This is a genomic window from Pseudomonas sp. ML2-2023-6, from assembly GCF_037055265.1.
GTDB classification, from domain to species: Bacteria; Pseudomonadota; Gammaproteobacteria; order Pseudomonadales; family Pseudomonadaceae; genus Aquipseudomonas; species Aquipseudomonas kulmbachensis.
The window spans coordinates 2,243,705-2,260,614 of the sequence record NZ_CP146347.1; the positions used below are offsets into that span (position 1 = coordinate 2,243,705).

Below are 16,910 nucleotides of genomic sequence, written 5' to 3' on the forward strand. Positions count from 1 at the left end.
AATGGGAATCAAAGATACGCTTTTGCAAGTAATGAATAGGCTGAAAAGTAATAACGCATATGAAGGTGATGCTTTAACAGATAATGATTTTTATAATAACCCCTCAAAACCTATTGAGAGTGCAAATAAACTTAATGGGATGGGCGCGGGTGATAATGTTGCTGATGAATATGGTCAGTTAGACTCTAATAAGTATAAATCTGGTGTGCATGCCTTGTCCGGTAAATCAGAGCCTAATTTAACTGCGAGAGAAATTGAACATGCTGAGTTAGAATTCCAAGAGAAAATCAAACAATTTTGTAAGGAGCATGATTATTCTTACAAGAGGTCATTGTTGTACGAAAATTTCAGTATCACAGATACGGCTGGCAACGAAATATTCAGTGTGAAAAGCTCTGGGGATTTTAGATATAACAACGTTGATGAATCTCAGTTTAAGGCTATGATGCAGATTTCAGCGGGTCAATTTGCTAAAAACAACAAAACAGCTTTTCCATTTGTCAAAGAGGATGACCCTTCAATTCCTAATTCGAAGCAAGAAGCTCTATTAAGAATTGCGATTGAGTCATTGATTGAGCATGAAGTACCTCTAAAACGAATAAAAATCAGAAGTAAAAAATGGGCGCACTTGATGGATGAGTATGCGTTGAAGCAAAAAGAAGAATTTAAGAATGTTCAGCCTCTTGAAAATAGTGGTCTTGGTGCTGAAAATATAGGTGTTCCAGAACCTAATAAATTCTTAAAAAGTGAAGCGCAAATACCGTCAGCGGATGTGGTGCAAAAAACATCGAGCAAGGAAGCGGATAGTGTTTTCAATATTTCTAAGATTGAGGCGTTCGGTTCTATTGGAGGGACTCCCTTAGTTAAAGCAGAAAATATCAATGATGTTAGTTCTAAAATTTCCGCTGAAACAAAACAAAGTGATGGCCTTTCGTTAAAGCCGGTTGTAACTATTGACTACTCAAAAACGCTGCAAGGGGAATTGTTTCTAGCGATGCACAACAGCGGCGGCGCAATGTTCAAATTGCTGCAACAGGCTGAGAGCTTTGCAAAGCGTAATTTTGAAATTAACTTTAGTAATAATGGTGAGTTAGTCTCTGTATCGCACGTCAGACCTGTGGAGGACGGCAATATCCACGTTTTAACATTTCCTCTTGAAAAGCTGGAAAACGGTCTTGAAATGAAAGAGGGCGTAGGTCTTTATCATAATCGCCAAAATCAGTTGGAAGAAGCTGGAAATCTCAAAAGCGTATTGAAAGAGCTGGTGGCAAAAAGCGATAGCTACGTTGAATTCAAGGAGCTAGTTGAAGCAAAAAGAGTCGAAGGGATTGAGATTGGATTCACTGCTGACAATAGAAATATTCACGCTAAGCGCTTTGGTGAAAAAGAAGAGTATGCGCAAATTGCAGTGTCAACAGTCGGCACAGGTATGAAATTGATGAAAGACAAGAGTGCTTATGAAAAGGGTACATTTCCTTACGATATGGAAACCGCGAAATCCTTCGAGCCTGAATCTAAAGTGAAGAGTAATTTGGAGAAGCTTAAATGAATCTCCTGAGTTTGTTTCGCAAAAACGGTAAGGCTGAAAAGGTGGTTGATGAGAGTGTCTTGACAGATGCTTTCCTCAAAACTATCAACGTAAGGCTCTTGAAATGCTGTTCCAAAGCTACGCTCGACTTGCCTGTCCTTGTGTCGAGGTCTTCAACTCACTCGCCCACCGGGCGGGAGTGGCTTTTGTCGTCTGGTGAAGGCTATGCCATAAGGGACGTTGCTCTGCTTCAAGCACAGCTACTGAAAAACCTATTGGTCAATTTGGCTGATGAATTTCAAATCAGCGCCACGGATGAAGGTCAGTTCTGCTTGTCAGTCCTACTGGATGAGACACAGGGTCAGTTTGGTGAGTCTGGTGAGTACGTGGAAGGGGCGAGTCTTTTGGTTGTGATTTCCAAGGCGGTGCTTGAAGCCGTAGAGGGCATTGCAGATGAATCCAAGGCGGAAGGGCTAGTAGCGATGAAGTCAGCCTATACAGGGCTTCTGAGCCGTTTCTTGATGAAGGATTTGACTGATTTCTTTCGTGACTATCCAAGGCTTACGAGGGCGCTCGCAAAACTGGAAGGTTCGAGAGGTTCGCACCTTGTTCAGGTGAGTGAAGGCAGTCTTAAAAGCTTCTTAGACAAGACGCTGCAGAAGGACAAGCCGGTCCTTTTCGATGACCTGTACACACGCGACACGTCCAACACGTTCAAAAAAGAAGCCCAGTGAAGGGCTTTTATGATTTTGGGGTGTCAGGCTTTGCTGAAGGGTAGTGCTGGCTAATTCTGTCGCATCTGAGTTCATCGAACATTTCGCTTAAATGGTGTTTTTTTAGATTTTTTCCATGCAATAGTTCTATTATTTGAAAAGGTGGCATTACGCTAAATTTCTGCAAGGTGATTTTAGTGCCTAAATATTTTTGGTCTAGCTCATAAAGATTTTTGGCATAAAATTTATTACCTTCTTTTTTTGTTAATGTTTCTTGCTTTGTTGGGGTGTACTTGTTTTCAGAAAAGTTTTTGTCGTAAAACTGTTTAGTGTTTAAGTTTTCTAATAGTGTGTTTTTAAATAAGCTGTATCTATCATCTTTATTTCTTAAAAACTCCATGAGCTTTATTGATAAATCCTCGAGTTCTTTTTGGCTTCTGTTTTTTCCGTGTGTTAGTGTTTTAAAAGCTTCGTAATAAACTGATGTTGATATGTTCTGCTCAAGCGGCATAAAGGCAAATTTGTTATTTATTGTTGTGCAAAGGTCTTCGTTATAGAAACGTAAATAATCCATCAAGACGTTTTGTTTACCTTCATATGTTTTTTGGTTCATATTCTTATACGGTGAGCTTTCGAAAGATGTGTCTAACTGATTTCCTATTGAGTCATTAAAGTCTAAGCCTAACGAATCCAAATCAAGGTCATCAATGAATGAGTTTTTTTTATCTTTATTGTCGGTCATTTGTTACTCCTCTCTTTTGGTCTTGTTAATTCTTTTTGTTATTCCGATTCCAAAGCCAATTGGCAGGGCTATATAGGCGAGAATTCCGAGCAAAGCCAAGGGCGCTTGTTTGCTGAATTCTGTCAAGGTTACTAACCAATCGACAAATGAAAAGCTGTAAGCGTGCTGAAAGAATTGACTGATGCAAAGTAATGCGCAGAAAGAAATGAAGGATATTTTGACAAGGCTTTCTGTATCATATCTATGCGAAAAGTAAAAGAGTGTATTCGCTATAACCATTGATATTGCTACGGATGCTAAACCGCTCGCCGTAATTGAAACATTCTGAATCATTACAAAGAATACAGTCATATTCGCAATTATTTGGAATGTGTGCTTTTCAGTAAAGTCCTTTGCGTTTGTTTTGTATGAGTTAATATGTTCTTTTAGTGTTGTCATTTTAGTTCGTGATTATTAATATGCTAATTATACCATTTCATTTTGATAATCTTCGTTTTCAGCGTTGATTACCATGAAAAAGTTATTCCACTCTGGCGAGTGCTTGCTTTGTACAATGCCGCTGATGACTAAGCTCTGCGAATCAAGTATCGCTAAATAAATAATCTCATCACTTTTGTCTTCCCTGATTTTTACAAGGACGTGTGGTTTCTTGGTTGTGATTAGCCCCGCTTTTAATGTGTTGAACGGGAAGCCAGCCTCGTCTGCAATTTCGATTACTGGGTTGATGAGCTGGTCTGTGAGGTATTTGAGCTTTATGCATAAGTCAGACGTGTAAATGATTGCAGGTGTTTGTAATGGCTTTTTATAAAGTGTGTCGTATCTTTTGTCAGGGTTAAACTCTGTGTTTTTTCTTGATAAATGCTCGTGCCCATTAGTTACGTCAACGGCCCTCTCAAATAATTGACAGAATGAATCTGAAAAATACTTCTCTCCCTCTGAAAGGTTTTTATCCTTCTCTATATTTCGCATGAATCTCCACTGGCTATGCCCCTTCGTGCTCACTCTGTAACCGATTTCTAATCTGTCTAGATGAGTGTCGATGTTGTCGTTTGGTAGGTAGTGGCAACTGATGAATTCATATTCAGAGATTGCAGAATCAAAGTACCTTTCGAAAATGAGTATGTTTCTTGGGTTGCACTTCAATGTCTTTGCATAATTTTTGATGGATGTTTGAGTGATGCGGTTGCATTTTTTAGGTATTGAAACGACGAAGTTGGGTAGCTTAATGTCAAAATTAGGCTCTTCTAAAGTGTTGTAAATGAAGGACATTATGATTTAATTTGGTTTAAGTCTATTATACCATTTGCAAATGTTACAATTATTAGAAACAAACCTTGTAAAACATATGAATGAGCAAAATATAAATGGTATGCCTGCGTTAAATTTCAATGAGAAAGAAGATGAGTCGAATAATCTGACATTCAATTTCGACAATTACACGCGAGAAACTAACAAATCGGTCGTCACTGAAAGCACTAATAAAGTAATTGACTCACTATCAAATCTGATTAGCTCTGTTCCCTCTGAATCCAAGAATTTTTACCCTGCAAACTTTGCTTCCCAGTTTCAGCGTTTAGAAGCAAAAGGAGCACTGCCAGAGATTCATCATGACACGCCAGTAACTGATGTGATTGTGCTTCCTCACGAATCCCAGCAAGCCCAAGAAGCCCAAGAAGCCCAAGATTTGGATGAAGTGGTTGAGGCACTAAATCAGCCTGCGTCAGATTTGGATGGGGTTTTGGTCGGGGTAGAGACTGGTGATGAAGAGGAAGACGAAGCTGAGTATGTCGTTCAGGAACAGCAGATTATTGAAGCAATAGCTGAAGACGCCTTTGAAATAGATGATGCTGAGACGTTTGTAGAGGCATTGTCTGACCTATCCACACCTGTTAGTGAGACTGATACGTTTACTGTCTCAGACGACCTCACAATCCCAGCGTGTATCGAGGGTGAGTCAGAGCATGAGTCCTTTATGCCTAGCGAAGACATTGTTCTTCCAACCCATTTTGAGGACGTGCCTTTCAGCGAGCCGGACTCCTACGCTCATGACGACATCATCCCTGTGTACGTGCCCGTCAAAGCACCTGAACCTACACAGCTCTCTGTTGCTCTAGAAATGCTTAGGCAGCATCGCTTAGGCAGTCTCAACCGTGGTAACAAGCCTGATTTCGTGTCTACGAAAGACAGTGAGCGTCTACGTGCGTGTATGAAAGAGAGCTACAAGGCTGGCTTGGGGTACATAGAGTCTATGGAAGACGCGTGCAGCCTCAGTGACGCACTGGGCGTCATGCTTTCGGATAACAATCTGGATGGCGTGAATGCGACTATTGATGCGCTGAATGTAGTTCGAGAACAAGCCAATGCTCGCAAGCAAGAGGTTTTCGACGCGAAGCAGCAAGCCAAGGATATTCTGTGGGAAGGTTTCGAACGAAAGTATTTCAAATAATCTGTGTAAAAAGAAACCCCTTCATGGGGCTTTTTTTGGTCTGTGTTTCAGAGATTCACTCCTGCCAGTTTTGCAGTTTCCATAATCATGGAAGCAGTATGCGGTAAATCTACGATGAGAGCCGAAGCAATGAGAATAATCATTGGTTTTGCATATCCATCCCTTGATGAACCGTGGCCAACTGCTTTTAACGACATGATGCTGCTGATGAAGAAGAAAAATCCAATTGCCTGAAATAATCCGACTATCACTTTCATGTTGTTTTGAAATGCTTCTGTTGCCTCGGAATTCCCGAATTTGCTTGAAATAGTTTTGTCTAGTGAACCTGATATTTCACTCGTTGCATTTGTCCAGCAGCTACTTTGAGATTTAATCTTTACGTCTGTACTGCTTTCAACCACGTAACAAACACCGTCGCCTTTTTCGCCTGAAATTGTAGTAATTAAGGTTCCTAAAGTTGATGTGTACGAAACGAGCATTACTCCGCAAACGAATAACATAATGATGCTAGATGTGGTTATTTGCTTGTTTGAGCTGCTTTGTTCTGAATATGCTGCTGCACGAGTACAAGCCATGACAAGCAAAATCATGCCAAGAAAAATTGAAAGTGCTTGTCCAACAAGAATTGAAACGGCAACGAGTTTTTCTCGATACGCTTGAGCGTCGCTTGAAACAGCAATGTTTGGTGAACTTCCTAACCCACCGGATGTGACAAGTGGTGGTAGGTCGGCTACGGGGAATGTAGTGACCCCATTGTCTGCGAATGATGCAAACGATAATAAAAGCAATACTGCGAACAAAGTCGTTGTCAGTATTTGTTTAAGTGTTATGTGATTCATATGTAAGTTGTTTGTTTAACATCATTATACCATTCTCAAAATGCTATAATATGTTGAAATAAACAACTATGAATTTATGGACACTAAAGAAGAAATAAAAGCTTTGAATGAGAAAGGTGTTTTTGATGTGCAAGAAGTAATGCAAGGAATGAGGCTTAAAGTGAAATTCAATGGGCAGGTTGGTCGTGAGTCGATTGTGTATGTTGCGAAGAAACTGAAACGAATAACAATTGAATTCGCGCCGTATCCATTATGGAAAAAGGGTTTTTGGGTTTCGCTGAATGCAACGAGTTTGAATTTACTAAACGAAGTTTCTGATGCATTAATTAACAATGATTTGAAGGTGGGGAAATGATTACAAAACTAGAAAAAATTGCCTATGAATTTAGGTTGAAGGAACAGCAGATTGAAAAGGACAAGGAAGAGGCGAGAATAAAAGCTAAAAGAGAAGCTGATGAGCGTGTACCAATAACGATTAATCAGAATTACGAAAAAGCTCAGTTGGAAATGAAAAGACTTCGGCCTTTTTTGAAAACCTTGAAGCGACTTCCTACGTGGGATGAGCTACAAAAACAGGATGGGAATAATCCAGCATGAGCTGGTTTATTTTTGTCTAAATTCTTTAATGGTAAATTTGGCGATATTGAAATGATATAATTCGCTTAATAACCAAATTATTAGAGTTTTATATGTATGAAGAAATTGATTTAAAAGGCGTTGTGAAAAATAGTGAAGCGTATGCTGCTTTGAATATTTTCAATAGAGAAGTCCAAAAGCACGTTAAAGATTTTGGCGGGATGAATTTAGAGCAAATTGATTCTGCGCTAAAATATGCTCATGCATATTATAGTAACTACCTCAATGAGCATGGTGAATACGACATGACGCTGGATGGCAAGCCAGTTTTTGTCGAGCCTACGAAAGCTGAGTCTGCAAATTATGCGCTATTGCTCGTTCAGTTGAATGACAAAGAAAAGAAAGAATTTAGGAAAGTTTTTTACGGCTCGCACGGTATCTGATTTTTAATTGGCTTATTGAGTTGTTTTTGTTTTTAAAATGTTATGCTTGTAGTGTGAGTTCATTAAAGGGTTTCTCACAAATGTCGTGTAAGTATGTAGTTGCGAACACAGAGCCTCGGCTCTGTTTTTGTTTGTCATTTTTTAAATGGTATTATTTGTTTATAACAAATATAAAATACTATGCCAGCCATAAAACAAGAATACCGCGCTCAGGTTCAGAGCTTTATCAAAGCCATCGATTACGCAAACAATGTCAGCGAAGACACTGACTTCAAAATGTCTAAAATCAAAGAGGAAGCCTTTTTGCCCCGCTGGCTCACAACCCTTGTGAGTGAGGAGGTGAGAGCACAAGGTAAGAACGCCCCGGACGTGCTGAATTTTGGTAGTCCCGTGTTCATCAACACTGTGATTCAGAAGGATGGTGAGGACTACTACGGCTTTGACATGTGTAATGACTACACATTCAAAGACCATGCCCCTATGACCATCAACGCCCTTACAAAGACAGTAGATAACTACATTGCACTCAGGAATCACTGTGTAAACAAGGGCGAAACGCTTCTGGATTTAGACAACACCTTCAAGCAATGGTACGGAAAAGTGAAGGGGTTGATGCTGCCTGACCCCGAGTCTCAGTTAGTAAATAACCTCAATGAGAAGGGGATAGCAATCAAGTCACTGGAAGACCTTCAAAAGCTCAAAGGTGATGATTTCATTAAATTCCGTGAGCTGGATATGCCTAATACGTGGATAGCTTTAAATCCTCATGTGAAGGGATGCAGGAATGATTTCGTTGTGCCGAACAGATTTGCAGATTTTGAGAATTCATTTTCAAAAAGGGTGATGGATGTTTTTGCCGAGCCTGTTATGGCTGAACAGAAAAAGCCAGATAAACCGAAATTGAAAATGTAAGAAACTATTCGCCTTAAAGGCGAATTTTTGTTAATCAGTTTGGTATAATTGATTTCATAACCAAATTATTAATCATGAATAAAATCAAATTCAAGTCTGACGAAGACTATGCAGTATTTTTTGCCCCGCTACTTTTCTCTCTTTCACAAATCGCTAACGATTATGGCTATCACGATAAAGGCGATATTTTCACAAATTTCTTAGGCGAAACGATTATGTGCGTTGAAGGCTATGACGTAAGAATTAGGTCTGACGTAAGTCTTACGTTCGTCAAAGAAGTAGGCATTATCATACGCCGATTCAAAAACAAAGACGTTCAATTGTTTCATGGTGGATTTGTGGTTACTCACAAACAAATCAAAATGCTGGTTGAGCGAGAACTACAAGCCTCCTAACGGGAGGTTTTTTGTTTTCGTATGGTATAATTCAAATATAATAAATAAATACATACTATGATAATTGATATTGTGAGTTCTAGAATAAGACCTGTGCCGTGTAAAACAAACAGCAGCATTCAGGATGTTATGAAAAAATGCATGGCCTGTCAGATTGTTTTGGATGCGTGTGGCCCAACAGTTGATGATGAATATTTAAATGCCGCTAGAAAATTGGATATTCAAACGATTGTGAATAAAAAAGTGTTGGAGTATTCATTATATCCCCCTTTCACTAATCATTCACATAACATTGTCAAACCATCAGGTTTGAAACCTAAAAGGCATTATGAGCGATTCACGGGTTATCAACAGAAGAAAACGAAAAATAGGAAAGTGAAGTGACACGTAAAAGCAAAGCCCCAACGAAGGGGCTTTTTTTACGGCTTTGTTTTGTCATTTGGGTCCAACCCAAGGATGGGTTGGCTGACAGGTTGTGTAGGTTCTGCCTTGGTTTGCTCAGTCCTTGGAGAATCTTTATCAGGAACAGGAACGTAGTTAGGGTTCACTACCACGGGTTGTGGCCCTGCAAGCCTTGGATCTACCTGTTGAGATTTCTGAACTGCTTCTGGCGGTTCCTCTGCATCAAGCGATATGCCTGCACGTTTCAATACCTCTGCCATTTGAGCGGGGTTCAACCTTTCTGCGATAGCGAAGTGCTCTATGACCTTTTTCTTCTCATCGTTCGTCAGTGTGAGCTTGTCCATGTGCTTAAAGTGGCTTTGAGAAAGCCCCATATGGATGCCATATAGAAAGCTGTGGAGCTTTGGACGCTGGTCTACGTCAACGTCTAGCTTCCTATTCGCACGTAGGTTCATGCCATCTGCTGGTTTGACTGGACCAAGGCCATTGGACTTGATGAAGTCGTGAATCTTGGCCTTGTTCGAGGCGTTCACTTTGTCCCTTTCAGCGTCCAGCAAAGCCTGAGCTTCTGCTTTGAGTTCAGGGCTTGGTTTGAAATTATCTATCTCAATCCCGTGCAACACCGCCTCTATGTACATGAGCTTCTGGATAGCCGGGTTCTGCGTACCCTTGAACTCGATGCTGATGAATCCTTGCGCCACGTACCACTGAATGGCTGCTTTTGCTGATGAACGATTCGCTTGGAAAACTTGAAGGCTGTCCACTCCATTCGATTCAATCATCTTGCGATTGTTGTACGTGCTGATGAGTGAGTTGCCCAAAGCTATTTGGCTGGTCAGAGACTGCTTGTACGCCCTAGAAGCCAGCATCCTTGCGATGAAATCCTGGGTGGACTCGTTGGGTTGGAACCTGAATGGGGTAGGTTCAATCCAGTCTCTTTTGGTGTACCTGTCTTTCCCCTTCACTTGCTGCGCCTGAGTGGCTGTGTGAGTCATGTCCTCGCATTGTTCGTGTAGAGCAACAGATTCCTCTTGTGTTGCTGTGAGAAGCTTTGGCTCAGTCACACCGGCTTTCAATACGGGGAATTTGACGTTCTCTTTGACCAGATAGAACGACCAGCTCCCAACGTATTTGCGGCCTGTGTCCTTGTCTTTCTTGAAGGACGGAACGAGCATCACACCCAGCTCTTTATAAAGGACTGTGTTGAGTTCAGGGACGTTTTTCGAGGGGTACATGTTCACCAGTGCCGTTGCTTTCGACACGACTGCTGACACGTCTGTGCGGATCTTCAGTCCCTTGGCGAAAAACTGGTACGTCTCAAAATTCTCGATGACACGCTTCGCTTGGAAGGGAAGGTTTGCGTAGGAGCGGAACGCTTCCCCGGCGTCTTTATGGAAGATCTGAATGTCCTTGAATTTGGATTTTGACTTCGCTTTCGTGTAGCGAAACTCGAACCCTGCATCAGCCAATTCTTGTTGGATTTTGGGGTGCGAGTAGTTCGCTCCTGCATGAGCGTTGAGGATTACGTTGAGCCTGTTGAAGATCTCTGCGTGCTCTCCGGTCACTGCGCTGGTGTCCTTGTCGATGACGATTTGCAGGCGATTCTTCTCCCTTTTTTCGTGCTCCATTTGCAAGAGGGTAGGGTGCTTCGCTTCCAGTTCGTACTTCACATCGTCAAACAATTTGATTAGACCGTGGTCCTGTTTACCCCTGTAAAATTCGTAATACTGGCCGTCGATGGTGTAGCTGCTCATCATAATATGGACGTGAGGGTTGCCATCTTTTAGGTGAGGCACGAAGTCGTAATAGAAGTTGATTTCTGAGCTGCCTGACATTTTTTGGAGGGTCGCTCTGGCCAACGAGCATAGGAATTTCCCCTTCTCTTTGTCGGTTTGGCAGTGACTCAATTCTTCGGGCTTACATGAGATGATGAAGCGAAAAGCGTCCATCTGTTTGCCTTTGGAGCGGGTGCTATTGTTTCTTCCGTCAGCCGCATGGTCGTAGTAAAAATCAGCCTTGGCAGTAGCGTACTCCTTGCGATATTTCGTCATTTCCCTTTTTCCGACCATCGTTTTTTCGACAGTCGAAGGATGAATCATATCCATCGGAATGTTGGATTCAGCGAACTCCCGACCGGCGTGTAAATCCACTCCATCATTTTTGCTTAGGTCGAATTTTGGCGAGACGAGGTAGATGGAATTGCCTTTGAGATTTTTCTTTCCGCGAATTTCCGGTGAGCCTTTGCTTGTCTTGGCGGGCTTCGCATCTGACGCTGTTGTTGGTTGAGTAGACTCCTCATTTTGAATGTCGATTATCAATTTGTTTCTCGGTGGTTATAGATTTTTGTGTTGCTTTATCAGTGCTATCATTTCGTTTTTCCTGTCGTAAATATTTTTGTAGAGCATTGCTTGGTGAGGTTTATTTTCTTTAATCGCTACGTGTGCCGCTTCTGTGTTTCTGTTTAGCCTTTGATAAATTTCGAGGGCTTCTAAAATAAAAGGATGGTTTGTAGATGCTCCTTCTTTGAAAATACTGTGTTCACGAATTAAGTTTTTTATGTTGGTTCTAATGCACTCGCCTTCGCTTTTTAGAATGTTATAGGTGTCTTCGTCTGTAACAAATGTCATGTGCTCTTTTAGTGTTCCAGCAAAATCTATGTCATTTAAAAACTCTGATTTCGCCTCTATCGCTGGTCCGTTAGTGACCTCTTTTGTTGTCTTGTGAGATAGAATTTCGCTTACGATTTTTCCAAGAATAATTTTGACTTCAATGAATTCCTTGAACAGTGTTTCGTGTTTCAGAATCTTGCCCTTATGATTAATGCTTCGTCCTTCACACAAACTTTGCAGTTGTGAAATGTTGGAATTATTCTTTGTGAATTTCTTTTCGATTTCCCTCATGTCTGATTTGTCAGCGCCATTAATTATCAGTCCTTTGTTTTTAGTAATGCTCATAAGCATGTTGGATACGCCTTTCTTATTTCCTAGAAAAGCAAATCTCTCCTCTGCTGTCAGAGTTGATACATCTACCTTGTAATCATCCTCTGTATTGTCAGAGACTCTTACCTTTTTCATGAACCCTGCACGATAGGCAAGGTCGGTCAGCTTGCGTCGAAACTCGTTAGAGCATCGACATTCGCATTGAAATTTTCCGTCTGGTTTTTTCATACATCACCTTACGAATTCGAAGGTAATGTTTTTTCAACGTACACAATAAGGTCGCGAAGATTTGTAGTGTCAGTGATTTTCAAAAGGTATGAGAGGGCTTTGTTCGTCTCTGATATTTTCGACTTGAGAATTACTTCCTGCTCCGTAGCAGCCTCGCCTTTACCATCATTTTCGATTTGATTTTTTAGTGCATTAATCTGTCGCAATAGAGCCGCATTGCTTGCTGTTTTATCTTTGATTGACGTTTTATGTGTTTCAATTATAGATTTCAGTCTTAGGAATTCTTCGTCTTGTTTTGGTGTGCTGTGTCCATCAATTTTGAGAATTGCAAGCCTTCCTACTTTTGTTGTGTCGTTGTTAATGCTTGTTGTGAGTTTTGAGATTTGCTCTCTTATCTCATCATATTTTTTTTGTTTGGTGTTAAGTTCGGATTCTTTGGGTGTTAATTCAATTTGTGATTTTGTATCAGTCATTTTTATGATTGGTTGTTTGATATGTCTATTATAGCATTTTCAGTTTTGTTGATTTTTGGTTCTTGATTCTGCCTTTTATAGTCATTGATTTTTATGTATGAAAGCCTCTAAAAATAACGAATTAAACAAGCGGAGCACGTAGCCTTAGTACTTAACTGGCTTGCCCTGTTAATACTCCGTCCTTGCTTGCTTTAAAATTTTAAGTATTTGATTGTCGAGATTGCTAACAGGGCATAGATTTTCGTGGCTCGAAACGCTTAACAGGGCGTGCGTTTTGGTAGGTCGAAACTATTAACAGGGCATTGATTTAGGGGTGTCGAAATGGTTAACAGGGCATTGATTTGAGGAGGTTGGTTTGATTAATTGGAGGAGGGTTTTTGAAAGATTTACCGCTCGTAATAAATTTCTGCTTAGTGAGAAATTGGCATTAGGCAGAATGGTATAATTGAGAAACAAACAATCTAAATCTCACATGACACACAACAAAATAGAAATTGAAAACGCGGTTGAGGAATCTGAGCAAGACAAAAAAATCACGTCCGAACTCAACGAGATTTGGAATAAAATTGATGAGGATGATTCAAAATCTGAGTATTTGAAAAACGTGAGGAGCAAGAAATTAATCGGCTATGACTACCTCACAGGGCTTCCTATCAACATCATCAGACATTTGATAATCCCCTGCGTCCTTGGCTTCCTTCTGTACAGAAATGCCGCTGCACTTCTCGCTGACGCTTCGATAGCTGTGACGATTCTGGCTGTCGTGTCCTGCCTCTTCTTTACGGCTGTCGCTGTGTGCTTCTCTTTCAATTTACTCAAAGCCCAAATCGCTTTTGAATCTGACATCACGACTGAAAGTGATAGAGCTACACAGGTGAGTCTCAGGTCAGTTTTGACTAACGTGTCACCAGTGGGCACGCCCTATTTTCTCAAACGCACTGCCCTGATTCTTGATCTCACCCTAGGTCTGATCGGCCCTACTATCGTGTTCATGGTCGTCTACTTACTCATGTCCACAGGTGGTGTGTTCGCTACCAAGATTGTCTACGTGCTCATCCCTCTCGTCGGCCTGCTGGCTCTCATCAACAAGCCAGTGAACAAGATGAAGGCGAGAGCTGGTGAAGAGGTGAAGCGCCTCGGATGACCGACCAAAATCCTTTGAACCAGATCATCGAGTCTGGTTTTTTTGGCTCTGGATTTTGTGAGGAGCTTGGCCAAATTTTTTGGTCTGTGACGCTCTGATGTGACGCATGAGACGTGTGAGTGGGAAAGGGTGCTGGTAGTATGCCATCACAATTTTTTAGGTAGGGAAGCCACTGTGAAGGGTTCTGATAAAACGTTTGGCAAGTGGTTTGGTGCGAACTGGATGTGGCTCACTATTGTGGGTGTCATGTTGTCTGGCGTGGTCGGGTTGGGCTACAAAATTTTCTCTACCTATGCCGCAACATTCCCCTACATCTCAAACGACCACACTGCATGGGCAAGCTTCGGTTCCCTGCTCGCGGGCTTCTTCACATTGACGGGTACGGTTGCCACGGTCGCCACTCTTTTGTTCCTCGCTCATCAGAACAAGGCCATGCAAAAAGTAAATCAGGCTCAGCTTGATTCTATGACGTTTGAGCGGTACATCAATCACAGAAAGCTCTTCATCGAGCAATTGCACGAAACGATTTCAGTCCACAAGGGAGCCTTCCGCTTCATAGACCCCAACCATCTGTACAACTGTATCTTTAAAGAGAATAGTCCTCACCATTGCGTCTTTTCTGTGCCTCCTGAGTACGATGATAGCGGTAACGCAATTAATCATATTGCTAAAATATTAAGCAGTGCTGAGAGGATTAAATATTTTCTAGACAACACAGAATTGGAAGAAGATGAACCTTTTGAATTTATTTTTCTTCTCCGAAGTATTAGTGAATATATTTTAATGATTGAGCCGTTGGGTGAGGCTCGTGATGGTGATGTGATATTCAATGGGAAGATTTGTGGTTTCAATATTTTTAGTATTGAGGATATGTTGAATCCTTGCTTTACGATAATCAACGTAATCATGAAATTTACAAATAATAAATTAATTAATGACTTGGAGTATCAACCTAGGTCTAAGCATGTTCGAAAAATGCTCCTATATAAATTTGGACTGAACGAAGGTCAAGGTATAGTTCAAGTCTACGGAGTTATTAAGGGTATTGAACTCCTCGCGTCAGCGTACTATAAATCAATGGAGCTATTCGAAGATTGCAATTTTGCTTTCCCTAAGACAGTTCGTGTTTTAAATAATGTATTCGACTCCGCAGCATCTGTAAATGAAATGATAGATGATGAGAGATTTAATGATGTGTTGGATGTATGTCTAGACGAAGTTAGTAAAAAAGTTTATTTGATGGGGGAAGGTCATAAGCATGGTGAGGCTTTCATTGATTTGCATAACATATTTATTTCGCTCATTAGTAGAAAGGGGTTTGTATAAATTCTCGGGTGTGTGAATGGTATAATGTAATTAATTAATAAACTCCATTCTCATGAATAAATCACAAATCCTTTTTGGAATCCTTGCCTCACTATTGTCTGTCAGCTCGTTTGCACAATCAGATTCTTCGTCATCAATCGAAGTCGTTGACCATAGCACCAGTGTCTCTGAAAGCTCTCAGCCTGAAAGAAAATCAAATGTCATGAGCCATGTTGTTTTCGAAGATTCGGAATCTAGTCTTACGGTTTATGCAGTGCCTGAACCTGAGCCTATAAGGATTATAAATTAAAGTTTTAGTAGAGTTTTACTAGAATAAATTTTTGATTTTCTAGTGATTTATTTTGGCTTAACTACCTGAATTTCAAGGGGCTAATGGTATAATATTACTATAACCAAATTATTATAAATCATGAAAAATCAATTAACTCTATCGCCTTGTTATCTGTTTTCGCATTCACAAATTCTTTTGCTTCTGACGTTCCAGTTACTCCATTCGACGGGAAAAGCTTTGAGCAGATTCAATCTGAAATGAATGCGCTGTCATCTGCACAATTGTTCCTTGAAGAGTTCTTTGCTGACCAAAACGAAGTCGCACTACCCGGAATGAACTGCGTCAAGGTGATGAACAAGACTCAGACAGAAGTGGTTTCGCAAGGTGCAGATGGTGGTGTGTACACGCAAGAGGTTCCTTATGGAGCAGCCTTTGAATGTAATTACACAAAATAAGAATCTAAGGCAATCAAGCCGACCTAATGAGTCGGCTTTTTAATTCTCACAATATGTTGTTTCTTTCGTCTCTATAATGTTCATAAATTTCAGGGCGAATTAAATCTTTGTCAAGCCATTCGAGCATAACTGTCTCGATAGCGGTCTTGTGATGTTGATCTTGAATTAACCCGATGAATGCAATAACCAACATCGCAGAGAATTCATTGTTGTTTAAGTCCATAGCCTGTGCAGCATCACTCATTTCTTTACGCCAATCTTGTTTCATGCCAAATGGCATTTGTTTTGAAAGATTTCTTGGGTGAATACCAAAAGCCGTGCCCGCTAGGCTCATTGCTTTTTCGAGTCGATGGTTGCGCTTGAAGGTATTAGCAATTGATTTAAACATTTCTCGCTTCCATTTTAATTGGTGTTTCTAATGTCTACGCCTGAAACGTAGTCTTCTGCTCGATATGGCGCAAGCTCATTGCAATTGACAACCCCGTTAAGTAGTCGAGCAGTATCCCATCCATCCATCCATCCATCCATCCATCCATATATAACTTAATTACAGGGATTCGTTTGATTGTCGAATATTTTTTAATGTAGTCATCTAAGTTTAGCCACTTTACGAAGTTTCCTTCGTTTAGACCGTTTTTGAAATTCGTGCAACCAGTTGCCCAAATAATCCTAGCATCTTGATTTGCGTCATAAATGCTATATGATTTTTTTGCGTACTCAATTATCGAGTAGTAGGTTTTGAAATTAGAGACATTGCTATGTTTTTTTACATAATCAATTGATATAAGGGCGTCTCTCTGTATTTTTTGCGGTGTTATATTATCGCACCCAGAGCCATTGGAGATGAAGGTTAATGTTTTTACTGCCCATGACACATTACAGTTTGGGTATTCGTATTTGTAACCTTCCATGAATGCCCATTGTTCACTAGGCATACTGTAGTCAGCAGCAGTGGAAGCAGTAGAAAGGCAGATAAGCGACATCAATGTTGCAGTCAGGACATTCTTAAAAGTCATTTCCTTCTGGTGCTCTTGGCATTTTTTCTGTGATAGTGGCTTTTTGCTTAGGATTATCTTCA

General features: G+C 40.7%; 21 protein-coding genes. 12 read left to right on the forward strand and 9 right to left on the reverse strand.

Going from position 1 to position 16,910, the window contains the following annotated elements:
* Position 1 precedes the first annotated feature (1 nt).
* The gene (locus tag V6L79_RS10425; protein ID WP_338580178.1) at positions 2-1,549 is read left to right on the forward strand and encodes a hypothetical protein; all 1,548 of its coding nucleotides are present in this window, start codon (positions 2-4) and stop codon (positions 1,547-1,549) included.
* Positions 1,546-2,262, forward strand: a complete 717-nt coding sequence (locus V6L79_RS10430; protein WP_146425901.1) for a hypothetical protein — start codon at positions 1,546-1,548, stop codon at positions 2,260-2,262. The genes V6L79_RS10425 and V6L79_RS10430 overlap by 4 nt, the downstream gene beginning before the upstream one ends.
* A gap of 7 nt (positions 2,263-2,269) precedes the next feature.
* Here the strand turns inward: V6L79_RS10430 and V6L79_RS10435 are convergent, their stop codons facing one another.
* The 3 genes from V6L79_RS10435 to V6L79_RS10445 are packed head-to-tail and all read right to left on the reverse strand — an operon-like array spanning position 2,270 to position 4,252.
* Positions 2,270-2,983 (reverse strand): hypothetical protein, encoded by a 714-nt coding sequence (locus V6L79_RS10435; RefSeq protein WP_146425903.1) that lies wholly within the window; start codon positions 2,981-2,983, stop codon positions 2,270-2,272.
* Between the two features lie 3 nt (positions 2,984-2,986).
* Positions 2,987-3,421, reverse strand: a complete 435-nt coding sequence (locus V6L79_RS10440) for a hypothetical protein (protein ID WP_146425905.1) — start codon at positions 3,419-3,421, stop codon at positions 2,987-2,989.
* Between the two features lie 27 nt (positions 3,422-3,448).
* Positions 3,449-4,252: a hypothetical protein gene (locus tag V6L79_RS10445; protein WP_146425907.1), complete on the reverse strand. Its 804-nt coding sequence runs from the start codon at positions 4,250-4,252 to the stop codon at positions 3,449-3,451.
* Positions 4,253-4,328: 76 nt separating this feature from the next.
* On the opposite strand from V6L79_RS10445, the gene V6L79_RS10450 reads away from it, so the two are divergent.
* Positions 4,329-5,429: a hypothetical protein gene (locus V6L79_RS10450; protein WP_146425908.1), complete on the forward strand. Its 1,101-nt coding sequence runs from the start codon at positions 4,329-4,331 to the stop codon at positions 5,427-5,429.
* 47 nt (positions 5,430-5,476) lie between these two features.
* On the opposite strand, the gene V6L79_RS10455 is transcribed toward V6L79_RS10450, so the two are convergent.
* Complete coding sequence (locus V6L79_RS10455) at positions 5,477-6,268, reverse strand: hypothetical protein (protein ID WP_146425910.1); 792 nt, start codon at positions 6,266-6,268, stop codon at positions 5,477-5,479.
* A 76-nt stretch (positions 6,269-6,344) separates the two neighbouring features.
* On the opposite strand from V6L79_RS10455, the gene V6L79_RS10460 reads away from it, so the two are divergent.
* From V6L79_RS10460 to V6L79_RS10485, 6 genes are all read left to right on the forward strand, one after another.
* Complete coding sequence (locus tag V6L79_RS10460) at positions 6,345-6,623, forward strand: hypothetical protein (protein WP_095030232.1); 279 nt, start codon at positions 6,345-6,347, stop codon at positions 6,621-6,623.
* Complete coding sequence (locus tag V6L79_RS10465) at positions 6,620-6,865, forward strand: hypothetical protein (protein WP_095008791.1); 246 nt, start codon at positions 6,620-6,622, stop codon at positions 6,863-6,865. Before V6L79_RS10460 ends, V6L79_RS10465 begins: the two co-directional genes overlap by 4 nt.
* Positions 6,866-6,957: 92 nt before the next feature.
* Entirely contained in the window at positions 6,958-7,287 is a 330-nt protein-coding gene (locus tag V6L79_RS10470; protein WP_095030231.1) for a hypothetical protein, read from the forward strand.
* A 180-nt stretch (positions 7,288-7,467) separates the two neighbouring features.
* Positions 7,468-8,199, forward strand: coding sequence for a hypothetical protein (locus tag V6L79_RS10475; RefSeq protein ID WP_153404165.1), 732 nt, complete (start codon positions 7,468-7,470; stop codon positions 8,197-8,199).
* Positions 8,200-8,273: 74 nt separating this feature from the next.
* Positions 8,274-8,594: a hypothetical protein gene (locus V6L79_RS10480; RefSeq protein ID WP_338580179.1), complete on the forward strand. Its 321-nt coding sequence runs from the start codon at positions 8,274-8,276 to the stop codon at positions 8,592-8,594.
* Positions 8,595-8,735: 141 nt separating this feature from the next.
* Positions 8,736-8,978, forward strand: coding sequence for a hypothetical protein (locus V6L79_RS10485; protein ID WP_153377127.1), 243 nt, complete (start codon positions 8,736-8,738; stop codon positions 8,976-8,978).
* A gap of 35 nt (positions 8,979-9,013) precedes the next feature.
* Here V6L79_RS10485 and V6L79_RS10490 read toward each other — a convergent pair whose 3' ends face one another.
* Genes V6L79_RS10490 through V6L79_RS10500 form a run of 3 tightly spaced genes read right to left on the reverse strand, consistent with a single transcriptional unit; the run spans position 9,014 to position 12,636 of the window.
* Positions 9,014-11,314: a hypothetical protein gene (locus V6L79_RS10490; protein ID WP_338580180.1), complete on the reverse strand. Its 2,301-nt coding sequence runs from the start codon at positions 11,312-11,314 to the stop codon at positions 9,014-9,016.
* A gap of 15 nt (positions 11,315-11,329) precedes the next feature.
* Complete coding sequence (locus tag V6L79_RS10495; RefSeq protein WP_338580181.1) at positions 11,330-12,163, reverse strand: hypothetical protein; 834 nt, start codon at positions 12,161-12,163, stop codon at positions 11,330-11,332.
* 8 nt (positions 12,164-12,171) lie between these two features.
* On the reverse strand, positions 12,172-12,636 hold the full coding sequence (locus tag V6L79_RS10500) for a hypothetical protein (RefSeq protein ID WP_095030226.1): 465 nt from the start codon (positions 12,634-12,636) through the stop codon (positions 12,172-12,174).
* 445 nt (positions 12,637-13,081) lie between these two features.
* Here V6L79_RS10500 and V6L79_RS10505 point away from each other — a divergent pair, with 445 nt between their 5' ends.
* From V6L79_RS10505 to V6L79_RS10515, 3 genes are all read left to right on the forward strand, one after another.
* On the forward strand, positions 13,082-13,780 hold the full coding sequence (locus V6L79_RS10505) for a hypothetical protein (protein ID WP_338580182.1): 699 nt from the start codon (positions 13,082-13,084) through the stop codon (positions 13,778-13,780).
* 174 nt (positions 13,781-13,954) lie between these two features.
* Positions 13,955-15,106 (forward strand): hypothetical protein, encoded by a 1,152-nt coding sequence (locus V6L79_RS10510; protein WP_338580183.1) that lies wholly within the window; start codon positions 13,955-13,957, stop codon positions 15,104-15,106.
* A gap of 528 nt (positions 15,107-15,634) precedes the next feature.
* Positions 15,635-15,832 carry a hypothetical protein gene (locus V6L79_RS10515; protein WP_338580184.1) on the forward strand — a complete coding sequence of 66 codons (198 nt, stop codon included), beginning with the start codon at positions 15,635-15,637 and terminating at the stop codon, positions 15,830-15,832.
* Between the two features lie 46 nt (positions 15,833-15,878).
* On the opposite strand, the gene V6L79_RS10520 is transcribed toward V6L79_RS10515, so the two are convergent.
* Complete coding sequence (locus V6L79_RS10520) at positions 15,879-16,220, reverse strand: hypothetical protein (RefSeq protein WP_338580185.1); 342 nt, start codon at positions 16,218-16,220, stop codon at positions 15,879-15,881.
* Between the two features lie 34 nt (positions 16,221-16,254).
* Complete coding sequence (locus V6L79_RS10525; RefSeq protein ID WP_338580186.1) at positions 16,255-16,848, reverse strand: hypothetical protein; 594 nt, start codon at positions 16,846-16,848, stop codon at positions 16,255-16,257.
* Positions 16,849-16,910: the final 62 nt, after the last annotated feature.

What these genes read in the sequence shown, in the direction of transcription:
- V6L79_RS10450 (WP_146425908.1), top strand. Translation starts at nt 4,329, where the DNA reads ATGAATGAGCAAAATATAAATGGTATGCCTGCGTTAAATTTCAATGAG.
- V6L79_RS10445 (WP_146425907.1), bottom strand. Translation starts at nt 4,252, where the DNA reads ATGTCCTTCATTTACAACACTTTAGAAGAGCCTAATTTTGACATTAAG.
- V6L79_RS10440 (WP_146425905.1), bottom strand. Translation starts at nt 3,421, where the DNA reads ATGACAACACTAAAAGAACATATTAACTCATACAAAACAAACGCAAAG.
- V6L79_RS10460 (WP_095030232.1), top strand. Translation starts at nt 6,345, where the DNA reads ATGGACACTAAAGAAGAAATAAAAGCTTTGAATGAGAAAGGTGTTTTT.
- V6L79_RS10520 (WP_338580185.1), bottom strand. Translation starts at nt 16,220, where the DNA reads ATGTTTAAATCAATTGCTAATACCTTCAAGCGCAACCATCGACTCGAA.
- V6L79_RS10475 (WP_153404165.1), top strand. Translation starts at nt 7,468, where the DNA reads ATGCCAGCCATAAAACAAGAATACCGCGCTCAGGTTCAGAGCTTTATC.
- V6L79_RS10470 (WP_095030231.1), top strand. Translation starts at nt 6,958, where the DNA reads ATGTATGAAGAAATTGATTTAAAAGGCGTTGTGAAAAATAGTGAAGCG.
- V6L79_RS10480 (WP_338580179.1), top strand. Translation starts at nt 8,274, where the DNA reads ATGAATAAAATCAAATTCAAGTCTGACGAAGACTATGCAGTATTTTTT.
- V6L79_RS10430 (WP_146425901.1), top strand. Translation starts at nt 1,546, where the DNA reads ATGAATCTCCTGAGTTTGTTTCGCAAAAACGGTAAGGCTGAAAAGGTG.
- V6L79_RS10425 (WP_338580178.1), top strand. Translation starts at nt 2, where the DNA reads ATGGGAATCAAAGATACGCTTTTGCAAGTAATGAATAGGCTGAAAAGT.
- V6L79_RS10525 (WP_338580186.1), bottom strand. Translation starts at nt 16,848, where the DNA reads ATGACTTTTAAGAATGTCCTGACTGCAACATTGATGTCGCTTATCTGC.
- V6L79_RS10500 (WP_095030226.1), bottom strand. Translation starts at nt 12,636, where the DNA reads ATGACTGATACAAAATCACAAATTGAATTAACACCCAAAGAATCCGAA.
- V6L79_RS10435 (WP_146425903.1), bottom strand. Translation starts at nt 2,983, where the DNA reads ATGACCGACAATAAAGATAAAAAAAACTCATTCATTGATGACCTTGAT.
- V6L79_RS10495 (WP_338580181.1), bottom strand. Translation starts at nt 12,163, where the DNA reads ATGAAAAAACCAGACGGAAAATTTCAATGCGAATGTCGATGCTCTAAC.
- V6L79_RS10515 (WP_338580184.1), top strand. Translation starts at nt 15,635, where the DNA reads ATGAATGCGCTGTCATCTGCACAATTGTTCCTTGAAGAGTTCTTTGCT.
- V6L79_RS10485 (WP_153377127.1), top strand. Translation starts at nt 8,736, where the DNA reads ATGGCCTGTCAGATTGTTTTGGATGCGTGTGGCCCAACAGTTGATGAT.
- V6L79_RS10455 (WP_146425910.1), bottom strand. Translation starts at nt 6,268, where the DNA reads ATGAATCACATAACACTTAAACAAATACTGACAACGACTTTGTTCGCA.
- V6L79_RS10465 (WP_095008791.1), top strand. Translation starts at nt 6,620, where the DNA reads ATGATTACAAAACTAGAAAAAATTGCCTATGAATTTAGGTTGAAGGAA.